The 22116-nt window shown below is 67.6% G+C and carries 24 protein-coding genes and 1 pseudogene; 14 read left to right on the top strand and 11 right to left on the bottom strand.

The features are described 5' to 3' along the window. The first annotated feature begins 31 nt into the window (after positions 1-31). From NS6_RS20370 to NS6_RS20355, 4 genes are all read left to right on the top strand, one after another. Positions 32-460: a YbaB/EbfC family nucleoid-associated protein gene (locus NS6_RS20370; RefSeq protein WP_068044093.1), complete on the top strand. Its 429-nt coding sequence runs from the start codon at positions 32-34 to the stop codon at positions 458-460. A gap of 283 nt (positions 461-743) precedes the next feature. Beyond that, positions 744-1187, top strand: a complete 444-nt coding sequence (locus NS6_RS20365) for a MarR family winged helix-turn-helix transcriptional regulator (protein WP_068044092.1) — start codon at positions 744-746, stop codon at positions 1185-1187. Between the two features lie 8 nt (positions 1188-1195). Further along, complete coding sequence (locus tag NS6_RS20360) at positions 1196-1621, top strand: organic hydroperoxide resistance protein (RefSeq protein ID WP_068044091.1); 426 nt, start codon at positions 1196-1198, stop codon at positions 1619-1621. Positions 1622-1877: 256 nt separating this feature from the next. After that, on the top strand, positions 1878-2765 hold the full coding sequence (locus tag NS6_RS20355) for an oxidoreductase (protein WP_068044088.1): 888 nt from the start codon (positions 1878-1880) through the stop codon (positions 2763-2765). A 57-nt stretch (positions 2766-2822) separates the two neighbouring features. Here NS6_RS20355 and NS6_RS20350 read toward each other — a convergent pair whose 3' ends face one another. The 9 genes from NS6_RS20350 to NS6_RS20310 form a co-directional block, all read right to left on the bottom strand. Then, positions 2823-3146 (bottom strand): hypothetical protein, encoded by a 324-nt coding sequence (locus NS6_RS20350; RefSeq protein ID WP_157112852.1) that lies wholly within the window; start codon positions 3144-3146, stop codon positions 2823-2825. A gap of 326 nt (positions 3147-3472) precedes the next feature. Further along, positions 3473-3892 (bottom strand): nuclear transport factor 2 family protein, encoded by a 420-nt coding sequence (locus NS6_RS20345; protein ID WP_068044084.1) that lies wholly within the window; start codon positions 3890-3892, stop codon positions 3473-3475. Between the two features lie 154 nt (positions 3893-4046). Beyond that, complete coding sequence (locus NS6_RS20340) at positions 4047-4649, bottom strand: TetR/AcrR family transcriptional regulator (RefSeq protein WP_068044082.1); 603 nt, start codon at positions 4647-4649, stop codon at positions 4047-4049. Between the two features lie 6 nt (positions 4650-4655). After that, positions 4656-5498, bottom strand: coding sequence for an enoyl-CoA hydratase family protein (locus tag NS6_RS20335; protein ID WP_084471243.1), 843 nt, complete (start codon positions 5496-5498; stop codon positions 4656-4658). Between the two features lie 192 nt (positions 5499-5690). Further along, positions 5691-6851 carry an acyl-CoA dehydrogenase family protein gene (locus NS6_RS20330; RefSeq protein ID WP_068044079.1) on the bottom strand — a complete coding sequence of 387 codons (1161 nt, stop codon included), beginning with the start codon at positions 6849-6851 and terminating at the stop codon, positions 5691-5693. A 54-nt stretch (positions 6852-6905) separates the two neighbouring features. Further along, positions 6906-9155 (bottom strand): acetyl/propionyl/methylcrotonyl-CoA carboxylase subunit alpha, encoded by a 2250-nt coding sequence (locus NS6_RS20325; RefSeq protein WP_245669432.1) that lies wholly within the window; start codon positions 9153-9155, stop codon positions 6906-6908. Between the two features lie 8 nt (positions 9156-9163). After that, the gene (locus NS6_RS20320; protein WP_068044075.1) at positions 9164-10762 is read right to left on the bottom strand and encodes an acyl-CoA carboxylase subunit beta; all 1599 of its coding nucleotides are present in this window, start codon (positions 10760-10762) and stop codon (positions 9164-9166) included. After that, on the bottom strand, positions 10759-11955 hold the full coding sequence (locus NS6_RS20315; RefSeq protein ID WP_068044073.1) for an acyl-CoA dehydrogenase family protein: 1197 nt from the start codon (positions 11953-11955) through the stop codon (positions 10759-10761). The genes NS6_RS20320 and NS6_RS20315 overlap by 4 nt, the downstream gene beginning before the upstream one ends. Continuing rightward, positions 11907-13622 carry an acyclic terpene utilization AtuA family protein gene (locus NS6_RS20310; RefSeq protein WP_068044071.1) on the bottom strand — a complete coding sequence of 572 codons (1716 nt, stop codon included), beginning with the start codon at positions 13620-13622 and terminating at the stop codon, positions 11907-11909. Before NS6_RS20310 ends, NS6_RS20315 begins: the two co-directional genes overlap by 49 nt. A gap of 347 nt (positions 13623-13969) precedes the next feature. On the opposite strand from NS6_RS20310, the pseudogene NS6_RS34115 reads away from it, so the two are divergent. The 5 genes and pseudogenes from NS6_RS34115 to NS6_RS35235 all read left to right on the top strand — a co-directional run. Beyond that, positions 13970-14131 (top strand): annotated as a pseudogene (locus NS6_RS34115) (DUF3703 domain-containing protein); the annotation flags it as partial. 519 nt (positions 14132-14650) lie between these two features. Next, a complete protein-coding gene (locus tag NS6_RS20300) occupies positions 14651-15892 on the top strand; it encodes an amidohydrolase (protein ID WP_068044068.1) in 1242 nt (413 codons plus the stop codon). Positions 15893-16041: 149 nt separating this feature from the next. After that, positions 16042-16209: a hypothetical protein gene (locus NS6_RS35970; protein WP_245669431.1), complete on the top strand. Its 168-nt coding sequence runs from the start codon at positions 16042-16044 to the stop codon at positions 16207-16209. Between the two features lie 111 nt (positions 16210-16320). After that, a complete protein-coding gene (locus NS6_RS35965) occupies positions 16321-16611 on the top strand; it encodes a site-specific integrase (RefSeq protein WP_245669430.1) in 291 nt (96 codons plus the stop codon). Between the two features lie 87 nt (positions 16612-16698). Beyond that, positions 16699-16854: a CG2302 family histidine operon protein gene (locus NS6_RS35235; protein WP_168443537.1), complete on the top strand. Its 156-nt coding sequence runs from the start codon at positions 16699-16701 to the stop codon at positions 16852-16854. 321 nt (positions 16855-17175) lie between these two features. Here the strand turns inward: NS6_RS35235 and thiE are convergent, their stop codons facing one another. Continuing rightward, positions 17176-17871, bottom strand: a complete 696-nt coding sequence (thiE, locus tag NS6_RS20290) for a thiamine phosphate synthase (protein WP_068044298.1) — start codon at positions 17869-17871, stop codon at positions 17176-17178. Between the two features lie 52 nt (positions 17872-17923). Between thiE and thiO the strand changes: the two genes are divergently transcribed. The 3 genes from thiO to NS6_RS20275 are packed head-to-tail and all read left to right on the top strand — an operon-like array spanning position 17924 to position 20017. Then, a complete protein-coding gene (thiO, locus tag NS6_RS20285) occupies positions 17924-19012 on the top strand; it encodes a glycine oxidase ThiO (protein WP_068044066.1) in 1089 nt (362 codons plus the stop codon). After that, the gene (gene thiS / locus NS6_RS20280; protein ID WP_068044064.1) at positions 19009-19257 is read left to right on the top strand and encodes a sulfur carrier protein ThiS; all 249 of its coding nucleotides are present in this window, start codon (positions 19009-19011) and stop codon (positions 19255-19257) included. The genes thiO and thiS overlap by 4 nt, the downstream gene beginning before the upstream one ends. Continuing rightward, positions 19250-20017, top strand: coding sequence for a thiazole synthase (locus NS6_RS20275; RefSeq protein ID WP_068044062.1), 768 nt, complete (start codon positions 19250-19252; stop codon positions 20015-20017). The genes thiS and NS6_RS20275 overlap by 8 nt, the downstream gene beginning before the upstream one ends. Before the next feature lie 93 nt (positions 20018-20110). Here NS6_RS20275 and NS6_RS20270 read toward each other — a convergent pair whose 3' ends face one another. Then, positions 20111-21271 (bottom strand): helix-turn-helix domain-containing protein, encoded by a 1161-nt coding sequence (locus tag NS6_RS20270; RefSeq protein ID WP_068044060.1) that lies wholly within the window; start codon positions 21269-21271, stop codon positions 20111-20113. Between the two features lie 167 nt (positions 21272-21438). Between NS6_RS20270 and NS6_RS34865 the strand changes: the two genes are divergently transcribed. Both NS6_RS34865 and NS6_RS20265 read left to right on the top strand, forming a co-directional pair. After that, positions 21439-21645, top strand: a complete 207-nt coding sequence (locus tag NS6_RS34865; RefSeq protein WP_157112851.1) for a hypothetical protein — start codon at positions 21439-21441, stop codon at positions 21643-21645. Continuing rightward, positions 21645-21950 (top strand): hypothetical protein, encoded by a 306-nt coding sequence (locus NS6_RS20265; RefSeq protein ID WP_068044058.1) that lies wholly within the window; start codon positions 21645-21647, stop codon positions 21948-21950. Before NS6_RS34865 ends, NS6_RS20265 begins: the two co-directional genes overlap by 1 nt. The last annotated feature ends 166 nt before the right edge of the window (positions 21951-22116 follow it).

Raw genomic sequence — 22116 nt, 5'->3', positions numbered from 1 at the left:
TACCGCAGGTGGATCAACGGAACCGAGTCCAGTGGCAGCAAATTTCGGCGAAATCGACCCCCTGAGCGGCCAGCTCGAAGCCGTACAACGCGCGCTGCTGACCGATGCCGCAACGGCCGGGCGATACGGGGTCTCGGTACGGGTCCGTGCGGACGGCGCGCTCGAATCGGTTGAAATCGACGAGACGGTCACCCCCTATGGCACCGAACTGGGCAAGCTGATCACGCAACTCGTCGGCGAGGCATTAGTCCTCGCGCGCAACAATGTTCGTGACACCCTGGGCCGACTGACATCGGACCCTCGTATTGCCGCCGCCACCGAATCATTCGGTGACGCCGCCGAGAAACCCCGGCCGGCACCGGCAGCTTCCGCCGGATTCGTCGATCCGGATGACGAACTGACCGAGGAAGAGTTGATCGAACAGAATCAACGCCGCAATCAAGGATTTTTCCGAACCTGACCGAATCGACCAATGGGGGCTCGACATCGGCCGGGTCGTGGTCGGCCGAATTTCCGCGCTGCCCCGGACTTCGGAACTGCTTTTCAACGCCTGCCTACGGCGCGGCATGCAGCCAAACCCGTCACTATGGCGTCGACGAGGATCCCCGCGCGATACCGCGGCGGCCGGTAAGCACCGGGCCGCGGCGCCCACCACCGACGCATCCCCGCAGGGTTTCCCTTCGCATGAATGATTGCGCACTACTTAGTTGTGCAATACTCACTTGCGTGGCACGATTGCCTGCATGGAAGAGGACCTGCTGCTGGACTCGCAAGTCTGCTTCGCGCTGTACTCGGCGGCGCGAGTGGCGTCCAATGCCTACCGGGACGGGCTCGGCGAGCTCGGGCTCACCTACACCCAATACGTCACCTTGCTGGCACTGTGGGAAGAGGACGGGATCACAGTCTCTGCACTCGGGAAACGACTGCGGCTGGACAGCGGGACATTGTCACCGCTGCTGCGGCGGCTGCAGACGCTCGGGATCGTCGAGAAACGGCGTCAGGATACCGACGAGCGGCTGGTCACCATCCACCTCACCGAAGCAGGCCGGCACTTGCAGCCGCAAGTTGCCGCGGTGCAGCGCCGAGTTCAACTGAAGTTCCAGATGTCCCCCGAAGAAGCCGTTCTACTGCGTGACCTCGCCACCCGGTTCTGTGAATCGCAGAACCGGGAAGACAACCAGGAATGAGGATTTCCATGCCCGATATCGCCTACACCGCCGAAGCGATCTCCACGGGCGCCGGCCGCAACGGCCGCACCCGCACTCCGGACGGGCGGATCGACCTGCAACTGGCCATGCCCGAAGAAATGGGTGGCAACGGTGACGGGGCCAACCCGGAGCAGTTGTTCGCCGCCGGTTACGCCGCCTGCTTCCACTCCGCGCTGCAACTCGTGGCCCGCACGAAGAAGGTCGAAATCGGCGACTCGAGTGTCGGCGCACGGGTCGGCATCGGGCCGAACGGCAGCGGCGGATTCGGCCTGGCAGTCACCCTCGAGGTGGTCATCCCCACCCTCGACCATGCCGCCGCCCAGGAACTCGCCGACGCCGCGCACCAGGTGTGCCCGTACTCGAATGCGGTGCGCGGCAATATCGACGTCGATGTGGTCGTCACCGACGACTGAGCAGAGCCCCATGTCACCGCAGTCCGAGAACGACAGGATGACCGGCCTTCCGGAGCCGGATCGCCGGCACCGGCGCCCCGGCCCGCCGGACAATGTCTGCTACCGGATGTCGTAGCCACCGCGCGTCATCAGTGCAGACAATGAGCACATGGCAGGCCCGGCGCAGTCTGTGTCATTGCGCCGGGTGGGCGAAGTTCGCGGCGATATCGACTCCGGAGGGTCGCCTGGGCCGCCCGGGCCCGATACGGTCGGAGCCATGAGTTCCACGCACTGGACCGCGGCCGAGATGCCCGCGCTCGACGGCCGAACCGTGATCGTTACCGGCGCGAACAGCGGCGTGGGCCTCGGTACCGCCACCGCGTTCGCACGCGCCGGAGCGCATACCGTGCTGGCCGTCCGTGACCTCGACCGTGGCGCCGAAGCCGCACGGCGGATCGGTGGCAGTAGCGAGGTGCGCCGGCTCGACCTCGCCGACCTCTCCTCCGTGCGCGCGTTCGCCGAAGCATGGGACGCAGAGATCGCGATTCTCGTCAACAACGCGGGGGTCGCGATCGTGCCCGAATCCCGGACGGCCGACGGGTTCGAAATGCAGTTCGGCACCAACCACCTCGGACATTTCGCGCTCACGAACCTGCTGCTGCCGCATATCACCGACCGCGTGGTGACAGTGTCCTCCGGTGTGCACCGCTCGGGCACCATCGACTTCGACGATCTCGACTTCCGGAAGCGCGGATACAACCCGGTGAAGGCCTACGCCCGCGCCAAACTCGCGAACCTGCTGTTCACCCTCGAGCTCGAACGCAGGCTGCGCCGGGCCGGTTCGGATATCCGCTCGATGGCTGCGCACCCCGGTTACGCGGCCACAGAGTTGGGCACTCGCGACCGCAACAAGTACCTGGTCGGGCTCGTGCACCTGGCCGGCCGGATCCTTGCCCAGACTCCGGAGCAGGCCGCCCGGCCGACCTTGTTCGCCGCGACCCAGGACCTGCCGGGCGCGAGCTATGTGGGGCCCGACGGCCGCGGGGAACTCCACGGTTACCCCACACTGGTCGGCCGCTCGGCCGGAGCCAGTGATGTGGGGACCGCGCAACGACTCTGGGAGGTTTCCGAGGATCTCACCGAGGTTCCGTTCGGCCTGGGCTGAATCCGATGACGGACGGTCCGGAGAAGCGCGGGGCGCACCGGACCACCACCCCGGCCTTCACAGGTCGCCGGACATCCGCCCGTACACGATCAGCAGGATCACGTTCAGCAGGGCTATCCCGACCGGAGCCACCCACTGCCGGGGCCCTTGCCCACGCAGCGCCCGCACCGAAGCAGTGACACCCGCGGCGCCCGCGGCGCAGTACCCGATCTGCCATCCGGCGTGTTCGGATGTCAGTCCCATCATCAGGGTGGACAACGAGAGCACGATGGCTGCCACCGCAAGCTCGTGGCGTAGCCATCCGTCGGAAAGCCGCGCGCCCACCGTGTTGACCGACGCAACCAACCGGCCCGCATATCTCGAACGTCTTCTATCCGTCATCCACGCCTCTTCTCATCGGCAGGGCCGCGTTCCGCTTGCCCCGCTGCGCAATGAACCCGAACTGTCGAACAGACCGACCGCGAACACGGTTGGTAATCGAACACGCGTGAACCGGTCGTCCCACTGGTAGCCGAAGCCGTCGGTCGAATTACCGACCGCGTTCGCTACCTGGACCTTCTTCGAGTTCTTTCGTTCCGGACCGCCGCGTGTTACCGATGGCTGCCCATCGAGTACCGGCGATCGCGGCGAAATGCCCGCGCGGGAGGCGTACCGCGAAGTGACGAGGCATGAATCCCTGAAATATGCACTCCGGCGGTGCGGCTCCGTCAGGGGAGGCAGGCCCGGGCGATGGAGACGCTGTTCTCGTAGAGGTGGTGGCGGGTGATCCGGCCGTTCTCGACGGTCAACCGCAGTGCGAAGGGACCCTCGAAGGTTTTTCCGGTGGCGCGTACCCGGCCGGCGAGGTGACCGAACAGGACCGCGTCTGCCCCGTCGACCAGGAAGGTGTCGATTTCGGCGCGGGCGTCCTCGGCGACGACATGTGCCATCAGTTCATCGAACTGGGCGGCGCATTCGGCGGCGGTGCGGCGCGGTTTGATCCAGGGCACCACGGGGTTCGCTGCCAGCTGCCAATCGACCTCGTCGGCGAACAGCGCGGTGAGAGCCGCGGTATCGGCGGTGGAGCGGGCTGCGAGAAACTTCTCGACGGTAGCGCGGGTGGTATCGGCAACGGTGGTTTCGGTCATCGGGTTCTCCTGGTTTCGTTCCGTGTCACCCGATATTCGCAGTGCACGGCGCGGCGGGGCGATTACCTGGGAGGTAAAGGATTCCGTGCAGGAGGCGGCGGCTACTCCCGGCCGCCCGGATAGGACCCGGCTCCTCGGGAGTTACCGGGCCCGGCTACCGCCGAGCCTCGAGGGCATCGTGCAGGGTGCCGGCCCACTGGTGCACGATCTGTTTGCGGCGGGCGGAATCATCGGTGAGGACGTCGGCCAAGCCCAGGCCGCGGGCGAGATCGAGGGTGGCCTGGACCAGATGGTGGGTGACCGGGTCGGAATCGTCGACACCGAGGGCTTCTACGGCGCGGCGGTGAGCGCCGCGACCGAAACGGGCCTCCAGCGGGGCTATCCGTTCGCGCAGAGCCGGGTCGGCGGCGGCGTGGGTCCACACCTGTAGGGCGGCTTTGAAGAGGGGGCTGGTGTAGGACTCGACCAGGCCCGCGACGACCGCTTCGGTGCGGGCCGGACCGGATTCGGTGACCGCAGCCGTCACCGCCTGGTCCGTGCGGGTGTCGAACATATAGGTGAGGGCGGCGGTGATCAGATCTTCCCTGGTGGGGAAATGGTGCTGAGCGGCACCGCGGGAGACCCCGGCCCGTTCGGCGACCACAGAAACCGTCGCGGCAGCCCAGCCCTTTTCGGCCAGGCAGTCGATAGTTGCCTCCAGGAGCCGCTGCCGGGTGGCCCGGCTACGGTCCTGTTTGGGTTCATGCGGTGTCGCCATAATTGCCTATTCTGCCGAGCGTGGTTCCGTTGCCCGGCCGGCGGAGCCGGTGGTCTCCGCAGGTGCGCTGGGTTCGGCGGCCCACCGGGGAGGGCGGCGCTGCAGGAACGCCGTCATCCCTTCGATCACCTCGGGTGTGTCGAAGAAACGGCCCGAACGCCGTGCCAATTCGTCTGCGCTGCGGTCGAATTCGGCCAGCATCGCGGCGGTGGTGAGGCGTTTGCTCTCGGCGAGCCCCTGGGGCGAGCCCTGCCGGAGTTCGGTGAGCACATCGGCCGTCGCCGTCAGTGGATCGTCGGCGGCGACAGTGACGAGGCCGATCCGCTCGGCGGTAACGGCGTCGAATTTCTCTCCGGTCAGGAAGTAGCGGTCGGCGGCGCGGGCCGTCAGCTTGGGTAACAGAGTCAGGGAGATGACGAAGGGCGCCAAACCGAGCCGCGCCTCGGTGAGGGCGAAACTGCTGCCACGGCCCGCGACGGCGATATCGCAGGCCGCGAGCACACCCATACCGCCGGCCCGGACATGGCCGTCCACCCGGGCGATCACCGGTTTCGGCAGTTCCAGGACGGTGCGCAGTAACCGGACCATCCACTGGGTGCGGATATCGGCCGCCGCGGCCGGGTCGGCATCCACCGCCTCCTTCAGATCCGCGCCCGCACAGAAGGTGTTGCCGGTGTGGGTGAGCACCACACCGCGTACGGCCACATCGCCGGCGGCGCGCTCGAACCCTTCCAGTAGCTGGGTCACCAGCGCGGACGAGATGGCGTTGCGGTTGTGCGGGGAATCGAGCGTGAGGGTCGCGAACCCGTCTTCGACGGCGTAGCGGACTACCTGATCGGTTCCGGTCACGGGAGCCTGCCTTTACGGGTACGCGGCGCTGGGAGATCGGTAGCGGCCCGGCGGTCTCCGGCCGGCAGTCGCAGCCGGGCCACCGGCCGAAAGGCCGGCGCACCGGGGCGCACCGACAACGCGGGCGCAGAGTTCGGCCTCTTCATCGGTGCGGACCTGCCTTTCTTCGGGATCGGCGGAGTGGTTTGTCGCTCAGTAGGACTTCGGCAGTCCCAGCGAATGCTGGGCGACGAAGTTGAGGATCATTTCCCGGCTCACCGGGGCGATACGCGCGATCCGGGCCGCACCGAGCATGGCGGCCAGGCCGTATTCCGTGGTGAGACCGGAACCACCGTGGGTCTGGATTGCCTGGTCCAGCGCCTTGATACTGGCCTCGGCGGCCGCGTATTTCGCCATATTGGCGGCTTCGGCGGCACCCATCTCGTCTCCGGAGTCGTAGAGGGTAGCGGCCTTCAGCATCATCAATCGAGCCAGTTCGACTTCGATCTTCACCTGGGCCAGCGGATGCGAGATTCCCTGGTGGGCACCGATCGGGGATTTCCACACGGTGCGTTCCTTGGCGTATTCGACCGCCCGGTCGATGGCGTAGCGACCGATTCCGACAGCCATCGCCGCGCCCATGATGCGCTCCGGGTTCAGGCCCGCGAACAGCTGCATGAGGGCGGCGTCCTCCTTGCCGACGAGGGCGGTGGCGGGGAGCCGGACATCATCGAGGAAAAGGGTGAACTGGTGATCCGGTTCGATGATGTCCATTTCCTGCGGGGTCTTCTCGAACCCGGGAGCGTCGGTGGGGACGATGAACAGGGCAGGCTTTAGTTTGCCGGTCTTGTGATCGGAGGTGCGGGCCACGATCAGCACGGCCTCGGCCTGATCGACCCCGGAGATGAAGATTTTCCGGCCGGTGAGCAGCCAATCGTCACCGTCGCGGCGCGCGGTGGTGGTGATCTGATGCGAATTGGAGCCGGCATCGGGTTCGGTGATTCCGAAAACCATTTTGGCCGAACCGTCGGCGAGTTTCGGCAGCCATTCCGACTTCTGCGCGTCGGTACCGTATTTGGTGATGATGGTGCCGCAGATGGCGGGCGAGACCACCATGAGCAGCAGACCCGCACCCTGCGCGGACAATTCCTCCATCACGAGTGCCAGCTCGTACATACCGGCACCGCCGCCACCGTATTCCTCCGGCAGGTTCACGCCGAGGAAACCGAGGCCGCCCGCTTCGTGCCACAGTTCGTCCAGCGGCTCGTTGTTACGCGCCTTGGGCAGCACATAGTCGCGGTAGCTGTATTTCGCGGCCAGCGCGGCTACGGCGGCCCGCAGCTCTTTGCGTTCGTCGGATTCTATGAAACTCATTACTGCTCCTGGTTTTCCGTGTGGGTTCGGATCCGGCGCCATCGGTGAGCGCGGCTATTCGCCCTCTTCGGCAGGGTCGACCACGGCGAGGACCGCCCCGACATCGACCTGCTGCCCGATTTCGACATTCACGGCACTGAGCACTCCGTCCGCTGGGGCGGCGATGGTGTGCTCCATTTTCATGGCCTCCAGCCACAAAATGGGCTGGCCGGCAGTGACCGTGCTGCCTGCTTCGGCGCCGAGCCGGATCACACTGCCCGGCATGGGAGCCAGCAGCGAGCCAGTGGCGACCTGGTCGGCCGGATCGGTGAAACGGGGCAGGCGCCGCACTGCCACCGGGCCGAACGCGGAATCCACGCAGACCATTTCACCGTGGCGAGCCACCGAGAACTGCCGCCGGACCGGCCCGTGCGTAGCTGTGCGTTCGTCCCCGTTGCGCTCGGCGGGAACCGCAAGGACGACCTGATCCGGTGTGGCGGAGATCAGTTCGAGTTCGGGGAACCCCTCGACTGTGACACCGGATCGGGTGAACCGGTAGTCGATCTCGTGCACACCGGTCGTGCGGCTTTCATAGGATTTGCGCTGCGCTTGCGATGCCAGATTGCGCCAGCCGCTGGGCGCCCCCGCGACCACCGCGGCGCCCGCCCGGTTGGCTGCGGCCTCGGCGAGCGCGGCCGCGACAATGGACAGTTTCTCGGCGTCCGGGCTCACCAGGGGCGCGGCCAGGGCGTCCAGGCCGTGGGTGCCGAAGAAGGCGGTATCGGTATCTCCGGCCAGGAAGGCGGGGTGGCGCAGTACCCGGACCAGCAGGTCACGGTTGGTGACCAGGCCGTGGATCCGGGAGCGCTGCAACGCACCGGCGAGCAGCCGCGCGGCTTCGTCGCGCGTGCGGCCGTAGGAGATGACCTTCGCCAGCATGGGGTCGTAGTGGACACCGACCACCGACCCGTCGGCGACGCCGGAGTCCAGCCGGATACCAGGGCGTGTGAGCAGATCGAATTCGCTTGCCACCGACGGCACCTCGATCCGGTGCACGGTGCCGCTCTGCGGCTGCCAGTCCTGCGCTGGATCCTCGGCGTAGAGCCGGACTTCGATCGAATGGCCGCGCATGGCGGGTGGCTGTGCCGGGAGCCGGTCGCCCTGAGCGATCTCGATCTGTAGCTGCACCAGATCCAGCCCGGTGGTGCATTCGGTAACCGGGTGCTCGACCTGCAGCCGGGTATTCATCTCCAGGAAGAAGAACTCGCCGGATTCGTCGGCCAGGAATTCGACGGTACCGGCGCCCGTGTAGCCGATCGCGGCGGTTGCTTGCCGAGCCGCCGCGTACAGCCGGCCTCGCATACCGCCCTCGGGCGCCGGGTCCGAGGGCGCCCGGTGTCGGTCTCCCGCGGTCAGGGAGGTGTCGCGGTGGTCGACCGGCTCGGATTCCCACGCCGACGCGAACTCCGCTGAGCTGCCCTGCGCCGCATCCGGCGACCCGTCCTCGGACGCGTGCAATCGCGCCCTGGCCGGGGGACCGTCGGGGGCGGTATCGCCCGTCTGCGCTGCACCGGTACGTGCGGCGTCAATGCGCTCGACCAGCGGCGAGGGCGCCTCCTCGACAACCTTCTGGTGCCGGCGCTGGATCGAGCATTCGCGCTCGCCGACCGCCCAGATCGTGCCGTGCGTATCGGCCAGCACCTGGACCTCGATATGGCGGCCGGTTTCGAGGTAACGCTCGCAGAACACCGTCGGGTCGCCGAAGGCGGATTCGGCTTCCCGGCGCGCCCCGGCGAGCTGCTCGGGCAGTTCGGCGAGGGTGCGCACCACGCGCATCCCGCGCCCGCCACCACCGGCCGAGGCCTTGATCAGGACCGGCAGTTGGTCCGCGGTGACCTCGTCGGGGTCGAGTTCGGCCAGCACCGGCACCCCGGCGGCGTCCATCATCTTCTTGGCCGCCACCTTGGAACCCATCTCTTCGATGGCGGTGACGGACGGCCCGATCCACACCAGTCCGGCCGTTTGCACCGCGCGCGCGAATTCCGCGTTCTCGGAGAGGAAACCGTAGCCGGGATGGACGGCGTCGGCGCCCGCCGCCTGCGCGGCGGCGATGATCAGGTCTGCGCGCAAGTAGGTCTCGGCAGGGGTGTTCCCGGGCAGGCGGACCGCCGCATCCGCCTCGGCCACATGCGGGGCTTCCGCGTCGGCGTCGGAGTACACGGCGACGGTGCCGAGCCCCATCCGGCGGCAGGTCGCGAAGACCCGGCGGGCGATCTCACCGCGGTTGGCCACCAGAACACTGGTGATGAGCTGTGAATCTGTCACGACCGGCCTCACATTCGGAAGACGCCGAAGCCTTCGGCGCCCTGGACAGGTGCAGTGTGGATGGCCGACAGGGCCATACCGAGCACTGTGCGGGTATCGCGCGGGTCGATGACACCGTCGTCGTAGAGCCGCCCGGACATGAACATGGCCAGCGATTCGGCCTCGATCTGCGCCTCCACCATGGCACGCATCCCGGCATCGGCTTCTTCGTCGAAGGCCTGCCCGCGGGCCTCGGCGGATGCGCGGCCGACGATGGAGATCACGCCGGCCAGTTGCGCCCCGCCCATCACCGCGGATTTCGCGCTGGGCCAGGCGAACACGAAACGGGGGTCGTAGGCACGGCCGCACATACCGTAGTGCCCGGCACCGTAGGAGGAGCCCATGAGTACCGAGATATGCGGGACCTTCGAATTGGAGACCGCGTTGATCATCTGGGCACCGTGTTTGATGATGCCCTTCTGCTCGTATTCCTTACCGACCATGTAGCCGGTGGTGTTGTGCAGGAACAGCAGCGGGGTGTTCGTCTTGTTGGCCAGCTGGATGAACTGGGTGGCCTTCTGCGATTCCTCGGAAAAGAGCACACCGCGGGCATTGGCGAGAATGCCGACCGGGTAACCGTGCAATTCGGCCCACCCGGTGACCAGGCTCGAACCGTACAGTGGTTTGAATTCGTCGAAGTCGGAGCCGTCGACGATCCGGGCGATCACCTCGCGCGGGTCGAACGGGATCTTGAGGTCGGGCGGGACGATACCCAGCAGATCCTCGGGGTCGAAAAGTGGTTCCGGTACCGAGCTCCGGGGCGCGGGGCCCTTTTTCTGCCAATTCAGCCTTTTGACGATGCGCCGGCCGATCCGGATGGCGTCCTGCTCGTCCAGTGCGTAGTAATCGGCGAGGCCGGAAACGCGGGCGTGCATATCGGCGCCACCCAGCGATTCGTCGTCGGATTCCTCGCCGGTGGCCATTTTCACCAGCGGCGGCCCGCCCAGGAACACCTTGGAGCGTTCCTTGATCATCACCACATGGTCGGACATACCGGGAATGTAGGCGCCGCCCGCGGTCGAGTTGCCGAATACCAGTGCGATGGTCGGTATGCCGGCTGCCGAAGCCTGGGTGAGGTCGCGGAACATTCGGCCGCCCGGGACGAATACCTCTTTCTGCGTAGGCAGGTCGGCGCCGCCCGATTCCACCAGCGAGATCACCGGCAAGCGATTCTCGCGGATGATGTCGTTGACGCGCAGCGTTTTCCGTAGCGTCCACGGATTGGAGGTACCGCCGCGCACGGTGGGGTCGGGAGCGACGATCATGCATTCGACGCCCTCCACGACGCCGATTCCGGCGACCGTACTCGCCCCGACCTGGAATTCACTGCCCCATGCGGCGAGTGGGCACAATTCGAGAAACGGCGAATCCTCGTCGATGAGCAGTTCGATTCGTTCCCGGGCGGTCAGCTTGCCGCGTGTGCGGTGCCGGGCCAGCTTCTCCGGGCCGCCCCCGGCGACAACTTTCTCGAACTCTGCGGAGACCTCGGCGAGCTTGGCCGTCATAGCCTCGGCCGCCGCCGTGTACTCCGCGCTGGTGGTGTCGAGAGTGCTGCGCAGTGTCGTCATGCCTGATACCCCAATCGTTTCGCAGCCAGGCCGGTCAGGATTTCGGTGGTACCGCCGCCGATCCCGAGAATTCGCATATCGCGGTACTGGCGCTCCACCTCGGATTCGCGCATATAGCCCAGGCCGCCGAACAACTGCACGGCCTGGTTGGCGACCCATTCCCCCGATTCGACGGCAGTGTTCTTGGCGAAGCACACCTCGGCGATGAGATCGTTGTCGCCGGCGGCGGCACGGCTGAGCACCTCCCGGGTGTAGACGCGGGCGATATCGACCCGGCGCGCCATCTCGGTGACGGTGTTCTGGACGGCCTGACGGCTGATCAACGGCCGGCCGAAGGTTTCCCGGTTGCGCACCCACTCCAGAGTGAGGTCCAGGCATCGCTGCGCGCTCGAATACGCCTGCACCGCCAGACCCGCACGTTCGCTCACGAACGCCGAGGCGATCAGCAGGAATCCCGAATTCTCCGGGCCGACCAGGTTCGATACCGGCACCCGGACATCCTCGTACGACAGCTCTGCGGTATCGGAGGCCCGCCAGCCCATCTTGTCGAGTTTGCGGCCGACGGTGAACCCGGGCGTGCCCTTCTCGACCACCAGTAGCGACACACCGGACGATCCCGGGCCGCCGGTACGCACCGCGGTGACCACGAAATCGGCGCGGCAGCCGGAGGTGATGTAGGTTTTGGCGCCGTTGACGATGTAGTGGTCGCCGTCGCGCCGGGCGGTGGTGGTCAGGTGGCCGACGTCGGAGCCGCCGCCGGGTTCGGTGATGGCCAGCGAACCGATCTTGTCGCCGGCCAGGGTCGGTTTCACCCAGCGTTCGATCTGCTCGGCATCACCCGTAGCGACCAGATGCGGTACAGCGATCCCGCAGGTGAACAGGGAGGCGAACAGCCCGCCGGAAACTCCGGCATAGTGCAGTTCTTCGCAGACGATCGCCGCGTCGATTCCGTCTCCACCGGAACCGCCCACGGATTCGGGGAACTGGATACCCAGCAGCCCCAGGGCGCCGGCCTTCTTGTGCAAGTCCCGCGGGATTTCGCCGTCACGCTCCCAGACGTCCAGATTCGGCAGGATCTCGCGTTCGGCGAAAGCACGGACGGTGGCGCGCAATTCGCGGCGTTCGGGCGTGTTCCAGGCAGTGCTCACGGCAGCAGCTCCAACGGTATATCGATATGGCGGGACCGCAGCCATTCGCCGAGGCCCTTCGCCTGCGGATCGAAACGGGCCTGATAGGCCACGCCTTCGCCGAGCAGGCCGGTGATCAGGAAATTCAGTGCCCGTAGATTCGGCAGGACGTGCCGGGTGACCGCCGACCCGGCGGTTTCCGGTAACAGTTCACGCAGGCGGTCGACGGTGAGGGTGTGCACCAGCCAGCGCCACTGCTCGTCGGTGCGGACCCATACGCCGATATTGGCGTCACCGCCCTTGTCGCCACTGCGGGCCATCGCGACCCTGCCGAGCGGGACACGCTTCGTCGGTGCGACCGGAAGAGGTTCGGGTAGTTCGGGTTCGGGCACATCGGCGAGTACCCGGGTTTCCGAGGGGGCACCCACCAGGACCCGGCAGCCGGTGGGGCGCACCGCGGTATGCGGAACCTCGGCGGCATCGACGAACCCCGGGCGGTACACACCGTAGGGCGAACCGTTACCGGGTGGGGTGGTGAAACTACAGCCCGGATAGCTGGCCAGCGCGAGTTCCACGGCGACGCTGGAGAAAGCGCGACCCACCTTGTTCGGGTCGGGGTCGCGGACCACGCAGCGCAGCAGGGCGCTCGCCTGTTCCTCGGTTTCGGCATCGGGGCTGTCGAGCCGGGCCAGCGTCCAGTCGAGTTCGGCGGGACGCTGCGGCAGCCAGGATTCCAGTTGCCGCTGTGCCAGTTCGGCTTTCGCCTCGATATCGAGCCCGGTGAGGATGAATTCCATCTCGTTGCGGAAACCACCCAGCGTATTCAGCGAGACCTTGAGTTGCGGTGGTGGCGGCTCGCCCTGCGCTCCGCTGATCAGCACCCGATCCGGTCCGTCGCCCGTCAACTCGACGGTGTCGAGCCGGGTCGTGACATCGGGCCCGGCGTAGCGCGCACCCTGGATTTCGTACATGAGCTGCGCGGCGACCGTATCGACCGTGACCGCACCGCCGCTGCTCGCGTGTTTGGTGATCACAGTGCTGCCGTCGGCCCGGATTTCGGCGAGGGGGAAACCGGGCCGGCCCAGATCGGGCAGTTCGGTGAAGAACGCGAAGTTGCCACCGGTGGCCTGGGTGCCGCATTCGATCACATGACCGGCGACAACCGCGCCGGCGAGCTGGTCGTAATCGGTTCGCTGCCAGCCGAAATGGGCGATTGCCGGGCCCACGACCACCGAGGCGTCGGTGACCCGGCCGGTGACCACCACATCCGCCCCGGCGGTGAGGCAGTCGGCGATGCCGTAGGCGCCGAGGTAGGCGTTGGCGGTCAATGGGGACCCCAGGCCGAGTTCGGTGGCGCGGTCGAGAAGGTCGTCGCCCTCGACGAAACCGACGCGCACGTCGAGGCCGAGCCGGGCCGCCAGTTCGCTCACCTTCTCCGCCAGCCCGGCCGGATTCAGGCCCCCGGCGTTCGTGACGATCTGCACCTTGCGTTCCAGCGCCAGGCCGAGACAGTCCTCGAGCTGGCGGAGGAAGGTTTTGGCGTATCCCAGCCCGGAATCCTTCATTCGGTCGCGACCCAGGATCAGCATGGTCAGTTCGGCGAGGTAGTCACCGGTGAGCACGTCGAGATGCCCACCTTCGAGCATTTCGCGCATGGCGGTCAGCCGGTCACCGTAGAACCCGGAACAGTTGCCGATCCGGATCACGTCCGGATCGGCGGCCAGAGCACTCATCAGCGGTTGTGCCTCCTACCGCTACGGGCGGGATAGCGCGCCCGGGGCTGTTCGTGTACGAGTTCAGCATCACAGGCGTCCGAAAAAAAATCAAGCACGCGTGCTTGTTAAATTCGCAGGGTCCGTGCCCGGCCACGTCCACCCGGGCTGTCGGTTCCCGTCGGAAGTGGCGGATTCCCGGTGTATGTGGCGGAGGTTCGCTGTATGTGGCGGATGTTCGCTGTATGTGGCGGGGATTATGTCGCGGTGCTGGGAGATCGCGCAGTTGAGCTGTGCCGATGATGAGTTCGAGGCAGTGTTTGTGACCAGGGCCGGGGTGGAGCGCCGGGTGCCGTGGCGGTGGTTGCCGCGAGGCTCTCGGCCAGATCGTGCGCGTCATCGTCGCCGCCCCAGGAACACTGGCCGGGCTCGCGCCCGAAGGCAACACCGGCCGCGCCAACGTCGGGCTGCGCCAAACCATGCCCACGCCACCCGGCCTCGCCGCGCTGCTGCACCCGGCCGCGGCATAGCTTCACCGATCCCGTGTCGCCCCGGATAATGGCCTGTTATCCCGGGTAGTGCCTCGGTGAGGAACCGCAGCCTCCTGACCAGGGACTGTATCCATATCCGCCCGATTTTCGGCGGTTAATACCGGGACCCCTACAGGACCACCGGGCGCATCGCCGACCAAGAACAGGGCCTGGCGTCGGGTCTGGTGCAGACCTTGTTCCGGATCGGCGGTGCTGTGGTGCTCACCGCCGATTCCCGTCGCCATCGCCGAAGCCCTGTCGGTGCCCGTTACCCCGGACTCTGCAGCGGGCGGACCGGCGGGGGTTCCGATCGGCGGCAGGCCACCGCGCAGGCCGGGCAGGCGTGCCAGGATGGACAGCACACGGTGGCGACGAATCCGGCGCCACCGGCACGGCAGCAACAGACCGAATACCTGGACAACGGGCGGAACCAGCGGTCTCCGCCCACCCCGCCGGTCCCCGCGACCGGCATCGCACTCCCCAACTTCCCGGCCCCATGAGAACGCAGAGGGAGAAGTTATGCGTGCATATGAGAACGTCCCGGTCGATCCCACGCTGACCCGCTTGTATCAGGATCTGCACCGGCATCCGGAACTCGGCTTCCACGAACACCGGACTGCGGGCATCATCGCCGATCGGCTGAACAGGCGGGGCCTGCGGGTGACGACCGGGGTCGGCCGGACGGGAGTGGTGGGCGTCCTTGCCAACGGGCCCGGGCCGTCCGTTCTCCTGCGCGCTGATATGGACGCGCTGCCGGTGGCCGAGGAAACCGGCCTCGATTACGCGAGCACGGCAACGGCGACATCGGACGGCAAGGTCGTCCCGGTGGCCCACGCCTGCGGTCACGATCTCCATATCACCTGCCTGCTCGGCGCCGTCGACGCGCTGGCCGCCGATGCCGGCAGCTGGCGCGGAACGCTGGTCGTGGTGTTCCAGCCGGCCGAAGAACTCGGCGCGGGCGCGCAGGCCATGGTGGAAGATGGCCTCTTCGACCGTTTCCCACGCCCGGATATCGTCCTGGGCCAGCATGTGTCCCCGCTGCCGGCCGGAACCGTCGCGGCGCATCCCGGTCCCGCCTACGCCGCCTCCGATTCGCTGCGGGTACGTCTGATCGGACGCGGTGCCCACGGGTCGATGCCGCAATCGTCGATCGACCCGATCGTGATGGCCGCGGAAACCGTGCTGCGGCTACAGACCGTCATCTCCCGGGAGATCCCGAGTACCGCCACAGCGGTGCTCACCATCGGGTCGCTGCATACCGGCGACGCGGCCAATGTCATCCCGGGTGAGGCCGAACTCCAGCTCAATATCCGCAGCTACGACGAACAGGTCCGGCGGACGATCCTGGACGGTGTCACCCGTATCGTCCGGGGTATGGCCGCGACCGCGGGCGCGCCGCAGGAACCCGAGATCACCGAGACAGAACGGTTCCCGGTGGTATCCAACGATCCCGCGGCCCTGCGCAGAACACTCGATGCGTTCGCCGCCCAGCTCGGCGAGGACCACGTACTCGATCCGGGCGCGGGCGCCGGAAGCGAGGATGTGGGCATTCTGGCGACGAGCGCAGAGGCGCCGCTGGCCTACTGGCTGCTCGGCGGTAGCGATCCGTCCCTCTTCACCACCGGCGACCTGAACGATCCCGCCCTGCTGCGAGTGCCGTCCAATCATTCGCCGCACTACGCCCCGGCGATCGAACCGACCCTCCCGCTCGGAGTGACGGCGCTGGTCACCGCCGCACGTACCTGGCTCGCCACGGCCTGAGAGCCGCGCCAAAGCGGGTTCCCGGTAGTAACCGCCGAAAATCGGGCGGATATGGATACAGTCCCTGGTCAGTAGGCTGCGGTTCCTCACCGAGGCACTACCCGGGATAACGGGCTGTTATCCCGGGGTAAGCCGGAAACGGGGAACCGATGGCCGCGAAGGTGACACGGCTACGCACCGCACCACCGGCGCGCACCCTGCGCACCGCCGCCGAGGCGTTCCTCGACACGATCGGGTCGGCGAACACCCGCCGTGCCTACGGCATCGCCATCGTCAAGCCCGTCGACGCGATCGACGGCCGAGCCCCGACGGGCTGATCGGCGCCAGCCGTGCTCTGGACTCGGTCACCGACGCCGATATCGGCGCGGCGCTGGAATCGTTGTGGGGCAGCGCGGCGGTCAACACCTGGAACGCGCGGCGGTCGGCAAATGGCTGAGCTGGTGCGCCGAACAAGGATGGACCGCACCGGCACTCCCGACCTCGGCGGGGCGCTCGAAACCGCCACCGCCATCGACGGCCCCGGAACCGGCTGGGACCTGCACGAACTGCGCCACTCCGGACTGACCCACCTCGGAGAAGCCGGGGCCGGCCTGCTCGAACTCATGGCCAAGTCCCGCCACCGCAAGGCCGAGAACCTGCGCCGCTACTTCAAACCATCCCCGCAGGCGATGCGCGATCTCACCGCGCTACTCGGCCCGGGAGCCGAACTCCGACGCTGACCAGCAGCTACGCCATATCCGTTGGTTTTTCGGCGATTACTACCGGAACCCACGTCCCCCCAGGGCGACCAGGCACAATGGGTTTCCGTGTCCACCGATGTCGCCGTAGTGCTGTTGTTCACCCTCGCCGGATTCCTGATCGGCGGCGCCTACACCACCTGGAAGACCACCCGCCCACTCGCGATCAGCCTCGGAGTGGGCGCGTTGCTCGCGGTAGCGGGCGCGGTGCTCTGGTTGCTGTGACTGCGCACCCGTCCACTCCCACCGGGGCAGGCACCGACCACCGCACCCCGGCACGGCTGCTCGGGTCCGGATTCCGATGCGATCACCGGCCGTGAGGTTTCCGGCCCGGACCGATGGGGCAGTCCTCGAAAGGTGTCCCGGAACCACTCCGCCGCAGGCGGCGACCGGTGGTTCCCCGCCCCTGCGATACGCCGGTCCTGTCCATCTGCGCCGGACGGGACCGGCGTACCCGGCACAGCAGGAACACACGACTACGCGACGATGAACGGATAGCGCTCACAGTCGGCCCGCGCCCTGACGCGGCACCCGCGCACAGGCCGGTCAGTCTGCCGGCAGCGCGGACTTCAGCTCCCGGGCCGCCGCCTCCGGATCGTCGGCCGCGGTGATCGCCCGCACCACCACCACACGCTCCGCACCCGCGGCCCTGACCTCCGGCAGCGTCGAGCCGTCGATACCGCCGATGGCGAACCACGGTCGAGCCGGCGCCGCGGCGGCGGTTTCCCGCACCAGTTCCAGACCCGCCGGTTCACGACCCGGTTTCGTGGGCGTCGCCCACACCGGACCCGTGCAGAAGTAGTCGAGATGTTCGTCGGCGGCCGCCAGGTGAGCCTGTTCACGATCGTGGGTGGAGCGGCCGATCACCACATCCGGGCCCAGGATCCGGCGGGCGTACCAGGGCGGCAGGTCCTGCTGACCCAGGTGCAGTACATCGGCCGCGGCGGCCAGGGCGATATCCGCCCGGTCGTTCACCGCCAGCAATGCGCCGTGGCGGCGGGTCGCGGCCCGTAACTCGGCGAGCGCCGCGAGTTCGCCCATGGCCTCCAGCGGACCGAACTGCTGCTCCCCGGGCGATCCCTTGTCGCGAAGCTGGATGATATCGACACCACCGGCCAGCGCCGCATCCGCGAACGCGGCCAGATCCCCCTTCTCCCGGCGGGCATCGGTGCACAGGTACAGCCGGGCAGTCGCGAGACGATCACGCGGCGGGAGCTGTCGGCGAGCGGAGGACGGTTGCACAACTGCCACCGTAACCGCGCTAACGTGGAAACGTTGCAGGAGGTGGAACGTAGTGCGAACATCCGCGACCGTCGCCGTGGTCGGTGGCGGTGTGATCGGGCTCGGCGCGGCCTGGCGGGCCGCGGAAGCGGGCTGGTCGGTCACCCTCTTCGACCCCGCAGTCGGTAGCGGTGCCTCATGGGTTGCCGGTGGGATGCTCGCTCCCCTGTCCGAAGGCTGGCCGGGCGAGGACGATGTGCTCGCGTTCGGGGCGGCAGCATTGGCCCACTGGCCGGATTTCGCGGCACGGCTGGCAGCGATCACGGGGGTGGACGTCTTCGTGGCCGGGGAAACACTGACCATCGCCCAGGACGGCGCCGACGCCGCCGACCTGCGCACCATCGCCGATTGGGTGAACGGGCACGGACACGATCTACAGCTCCTGGATCGCGCCGGGGTGCGGGCACTGGAACCCGCGCTGGCCCGCACCGTGCGAGCCGGGCTGCTCGCCACCACCGAACCCGCCATCGACAATCGGCGGTTGATCACGGCGTTGCGCAAGGCCGCCACCGACGCCGGGGTCACCGTTCGCCCGGACCGGGTACGCGACCTCGCCGAACTCGACCACAGCCGGATCGTGCTCGCCGCCGGCGCCGCATCGGCGGCGCTCTGGCCGGGGCTGCCGGTGCGGCCGGTGAAGGGCGAGATCCTGCGTCTGCGGCAGCGCCCGGGGTCGCAGCCGCCACCCACTCGCGTGGTGCGGGCCCGGGTCCACGGGCGGCCCGTGTATTTCGTGCCGCGTGACGACGGCGTCGTGGTCGGCGCGACCCAGTACGAGGCGGGTTTCGACACCGATGTCACCGTCGCCGGAGTACGCGATCTCATCGCCGACGCCGAAACCGTGCTCCCCGGGATAGGTGAATACGAACTGACCGAGGCGAGCGCCGGGTCCCGGCCGGGCACTCCGGATAATCTCCCATTGATCGGCCGGCTGTCCGACCGCGTGATCGCCGCCACCGGGCACGGCCGCAATGGCATGCTGACCAGTGCGCTCACGGCCGATGCTGTTCTCGCCGAACTCGGCGGACAGCCGCTGACCGAAGTCGCGGCGGCCGATCCGCACCGTTTCGGTGCGTCCACACCCTCAGGAGGTAATCGATGACAGTGTCATCAGCATCGGGGTCACCCGCGGCCGGGTCGCCGGTCCCGATCGGTGTCACGGTGAACGGGACCGATCACGAATTCGCCGATTCGCTCACCGTCCGCGAACTGCTGGAGCGGCTGGAACTGCCGTGCCAGGGCGTGGCGCTCGCGGTGGACGGCGCGGTGTTCCCGAAATCACGCTGGGATGAACCGGTCGGGCGCGGCTGGCAGATCGATGTGCTGACGGCGGTCCAGGGTGGCTGACGAACCGTTGCGGATCGCCGACCGGACCTTCGGCTCCCGGCTGATCATGGGCACCGGCGGGGCGGAGAACCTGACGGTGCTGGAGGAGGCACTGCTCGCCTCCGGCACCGAACTGACCACGGTCGCCATGCGCCGGGTCGACGCCGCCGGCGGTACCGGCGTACTCGATCTGCTGAAACGACTCGATATCGCCCCCTTGCCGAACACGGCGGGCTGCCGCACCGCCGCCGAAGCCGTGCTCACCGCCCGGCTGGCGGCCGAGGCGCTCGAAACGAACTGGGTCAAACTCGAGGTGATCGCCGACGAACGCACCCTGCTGCCCGACCCCATCGAACTCCTCGACGCGGCCGAACAGCTGGTCGACGCCGGGTTCACCGTCCTGCCCTACACCAACGACGACCCGGCTCTGGCGCGGCGGCTCGAGGATGCGGGCTGCGCGGCGGTGATGCCGCTGGGCGCGCCGATCGGGACCGGGCTGGGCATCGGGAATCCGCACAATATCGAGATGATCGTGAGCCGCGCGCAGGTGCCGGTGGTCCTGGACGCCGGAATCGGCACCGCCAGCGACGCCGCGCTCGCCATGGAACTCGGCTGTTCGGCCGTGCTGCTCGCGACCGCCGTGACCCGGGCCCGGAAACCGGCGTTGATGGCCGCCGCCATGGCGGATGCGGTACGGGCCGGGCACCGGGCACGCGAAGCGGGTCGTATACCGAAACGGTTCTGGGCACAGGCGTCGTCACCCGGGCTGCAGCCGGAGTGACTTTTGGCCGGTGAAGCCTTGATAGTCGCCCAGGTCGCGAAGGCGGTCAGGGAATCGATTCCGAGATCGGCGCTGTACTCCCATTCGACGGCATCACAGTGACGTCCCCAGCCATGATGCGAACCCGACAAGCCCTTCACTCTGCCGCCGCTGTGCCGCGGCAATCCCGTGAACGGTCTCCCGCACCGACGGGTGCAGCCGGGTTTGCTGCGGTGCAGCAAGCCGAGCTTTGTTCAATGCGGCGAGCGCCTTATCCGACTTCCCCGCCATCAACCACGCCCGCGCGTTGTCCTGCCAGTGATGCGCGATCCGAGTCGGTGACGCGCTCGCCGGATAGGCGAGCTTCGCGCCGTCGACCGCAGCCCGGCTCGGGTCCCCGGCTTCCAACTCGACCTCGTGGGCGTGGATCTCGGCATTCAGCGGCCCGAATGACACGAGGTAGTCGTCTGTCTCGCCGGTTCGACGGGCCATCTCCCGCGCTGCCCCGATGTGGTCGGAGGCCCCGGAATAGTTCAGCTTCCTGGCCTCGTTCACGGCGCCGGCGAGGTGTGAGTACCCGCCGAGGATCAACCCGCGACGAGATTCGTCGGCCGACGATATCGCTGTCTCGATGAGCTGACCGGCCACCTCGGATTCCCCGTAGTGAGTGAGGACGCGAGCGCGGGCCAGGATGGAGAACGCACCCCAGTTCCTGTCATCGGACATCGGAGCGTACGCGTCGGCCAGGTCCAAGGCGGGCAGAGTGAGCAACAGGTGACCGGTCCGGCGCGCTGACCACTCGGCGAGCACGTAAGCGGCGGTCAACAGGGTGTAGGCGTGCGCCTTCTCATCGCCCGACATTTCCCGGGTAGCGCCGTGTAGCCGTCGGATGATGCCCGGCAGTACCTCGATGGTCTGGCGGGTGCGGTCACGCCGGTACAGCTGCTGCGCGGCGAGCACGTCGGCCTCGAGCTGCACTAGCTTTCCCGGTTCGGTGGCGCGGGCATAGCGGCCTTCAGTGAGCAGTACCGAGAGTTCGTTCACGGCGTCCGACAGCGGGCGGCCGTCGTCGTAAGGGGCGCCGGTCAACTGTTCCGGAGTAATGCGCAGTACCCGTGCTACAGCGGAGATGAAACCAGCCGAAGCCGGCTCTCGTCCTTGTTCGACAGCTTTGACCATGGACAAGCTGTATGACGCCCGCGCGGCCAATGCTCGCTGGTTGAGGCCGGCCAGTTTACGTTCGGATGCGAGCCGCTGGCCCACGTTCTCGCCCATGCCCCGAGGGTAGATCGATCCGACGGAACTGTCCCCTCGTTGTCCCTCTGTCCCCTTGTCTGACGCGAATCTCTGTGGCATGCCTCGCCACCGGGTTGACCCCCGACTGCCCCGGGCGGCGGGTGCCTTACACAGTTGCAGCAGGTCGGGGACACAAGGGGTGTGGAGTGGTCGGGGAATGGCTTACTGATTCGCGGACATTGCGCCGCGTAGCCGCGGGATTGCGGCGGCTGGAGATCTATCCGGCGGCGTGCCGGTGGACGGACCCGTTACGTGGCCGGTCCCATGCCCACCACGTCATGGCGATCCACGCCGGACACCGCTGCCCGCGCTACTCCCTGGCCGCCGAGTACGTCGAGGCGGTGAATCGGTGATGCCCCGGACGCAGCGAGCGGTCGCGATGATCCGCCGGGACCTACAAGGACTTGGGGCCGATGTGCACGAGGTAGCCGAGCAGCACGGATTCCGGGTGGTGCACACGCTCTACCTCGATACCGGACCGTTGCTCTCGGCATTGATCGTGACCGGCGCGGTCGCGGAGCACGCCGCGGCAGCCGTCACAGTCCCGGCGCTCGAACACGCCGACGCAGTGCGGTATGCGATCACCGAGCACGCCGCGCTCGCCACACCACTGCGCCTGTACCCGAAGGGGTACCGGTGGCCGGTGGCCGAACGGTGATCGCCGATCTCGTCCTGGTCATACTCGTGGTCGGCTTGACCGGGCTCACTGTGGTGTTGTTCCGGAATCCATGACTGCGGACCTACCCGTACGGACTTGTACCCATCGAGACAGTCGGAGATCATCCTCGAGGATGACCACGACTGGCGACCATCGGTTGACGCGT

It is taken from the genome of Nocardia speluncae NBRC 108251, assembly GCF_001613245.1.
Classification (GTDB): domain Bacteria; phylum Actinomycetota; class Actinomycetes; order Mycobacteriales; family Mycobacteriaceae; genus Nocardia; species Nocardia speluncae.
Note: the sequence above shows the minus strand (reverse complement) of the source record. Positions and strands in the feature narration are given on the sequence as shown.

Bases quoted from the DNA above. Each gene is read 5' to 3' on its own strand.
- NS6_RS20365 (WP_068044092.1), top strand. From the start codon at position 744: ATGGAAGAGGACCTGCTGCTGGACTCGCAAGTCTGCTTCGCGCTGTAC.
- NS6_RS20360 (WP_068044091.1), top strand. From the start codon at position 1,196: ATGCCCGATATCGCCTACACCGCCGAAGCGATCTCCACGGGCGCCGGC.
- NS6_RS20355 (WP_068044088.1), top strand. From the start codon at position 1,878: ATGAGTTCCACGCACTGGACCGCGGCCGAGATGCCCGCGCTCGACGGC.
- NS6_RS20350 (WP_157112852.1), bottom strand. From the start codon at position 3,146: ATGACGGATAGAAGACGTTCGAGATATGCGGGCCGGTTGGTTGCGTCG.
- NS6_RS20345 (WP_068044084.1), bottom strand. From the start codon at position 3,892: ATGACCGAAACCACCGTTGCCGATACCACCCGCGCTACCGTCGAGAAG.
- NS6_RS20340 (WP_068044082.1), bottom strand. From the start codon at position 4,649: ATGGCGACACCGCATGAACCCAAACAGGACCGTAGCCGGGCCACCCGG.
- NS6_RS20330 (WP_068044079.1), bottom strand. From the start codon at position 6,851: ATGAGTTTCATAGAATCCGACGAACGCAAAGAGCTGCGGGCCGCCGTA.
- NS6_RS20320 (WP_068044075.1), bottom strand. From the start codon at position 10,762: ATGACGACACTGCGCAGCACTCTCGACACCACCAGCGCGGAGTACACG.
- NS6_RS20315 (WP_068044073.1), bottom strand. From the start codon at position 11,955: ATGGCTGCGGTCCCGCCATATCGATATACCGTTGGAGCTGCTGCCGTG.
- NS6_RS20310 (WP_068044071.1), bottom strand. From the start codon at position 13,622: ATGAGTGCTCTGGCCGCCGATCCGGACGTGATCCGGATCGGCAACTGT.
- NS6_RS20300 (WP_068044068.1), top strand. From the start codon at position 14,651: ATGCGTGCATATGAGAACGTCCCGGTCGATCCCACGCTGACCCGCTTG.
- NS6_RS35970 (WP_245669431.1), top strand. From the start codon at position 16,042: ATGGCCGCGAAGGTGACACGGCTACGCACCGCACCACCGGCGCGCACC.
- NS6_RS35965 (WP_245669430.1), top strand. From the start codon at position 16,321: ATGGCTGAGCTGGTGCGCCGAACAAGGATGGACCGCACCGGCACTCCC.
- thiS (WP_068044064.1), top strand. From the start codon at position 19,009: ATGACAGTGTCATCAGCATCGGGGTCACCCGCGGCCGGGTCGCCGGTC.
- NS6_RS20270 (WP_068044060.1), bottom strand. From the start codon at position 21,271: ATGGGCGAGAACGTGGGCCAGCGGCTCGCATCCGAACGTAAACTGGCC.
- NS6_RS20265 (WP_068044058.1), top strand. From the start codon at position 21,645: ATGCCCCGGACGCAGCGAGCGGTCGCGATGATCCGCCGGGACCTACAA.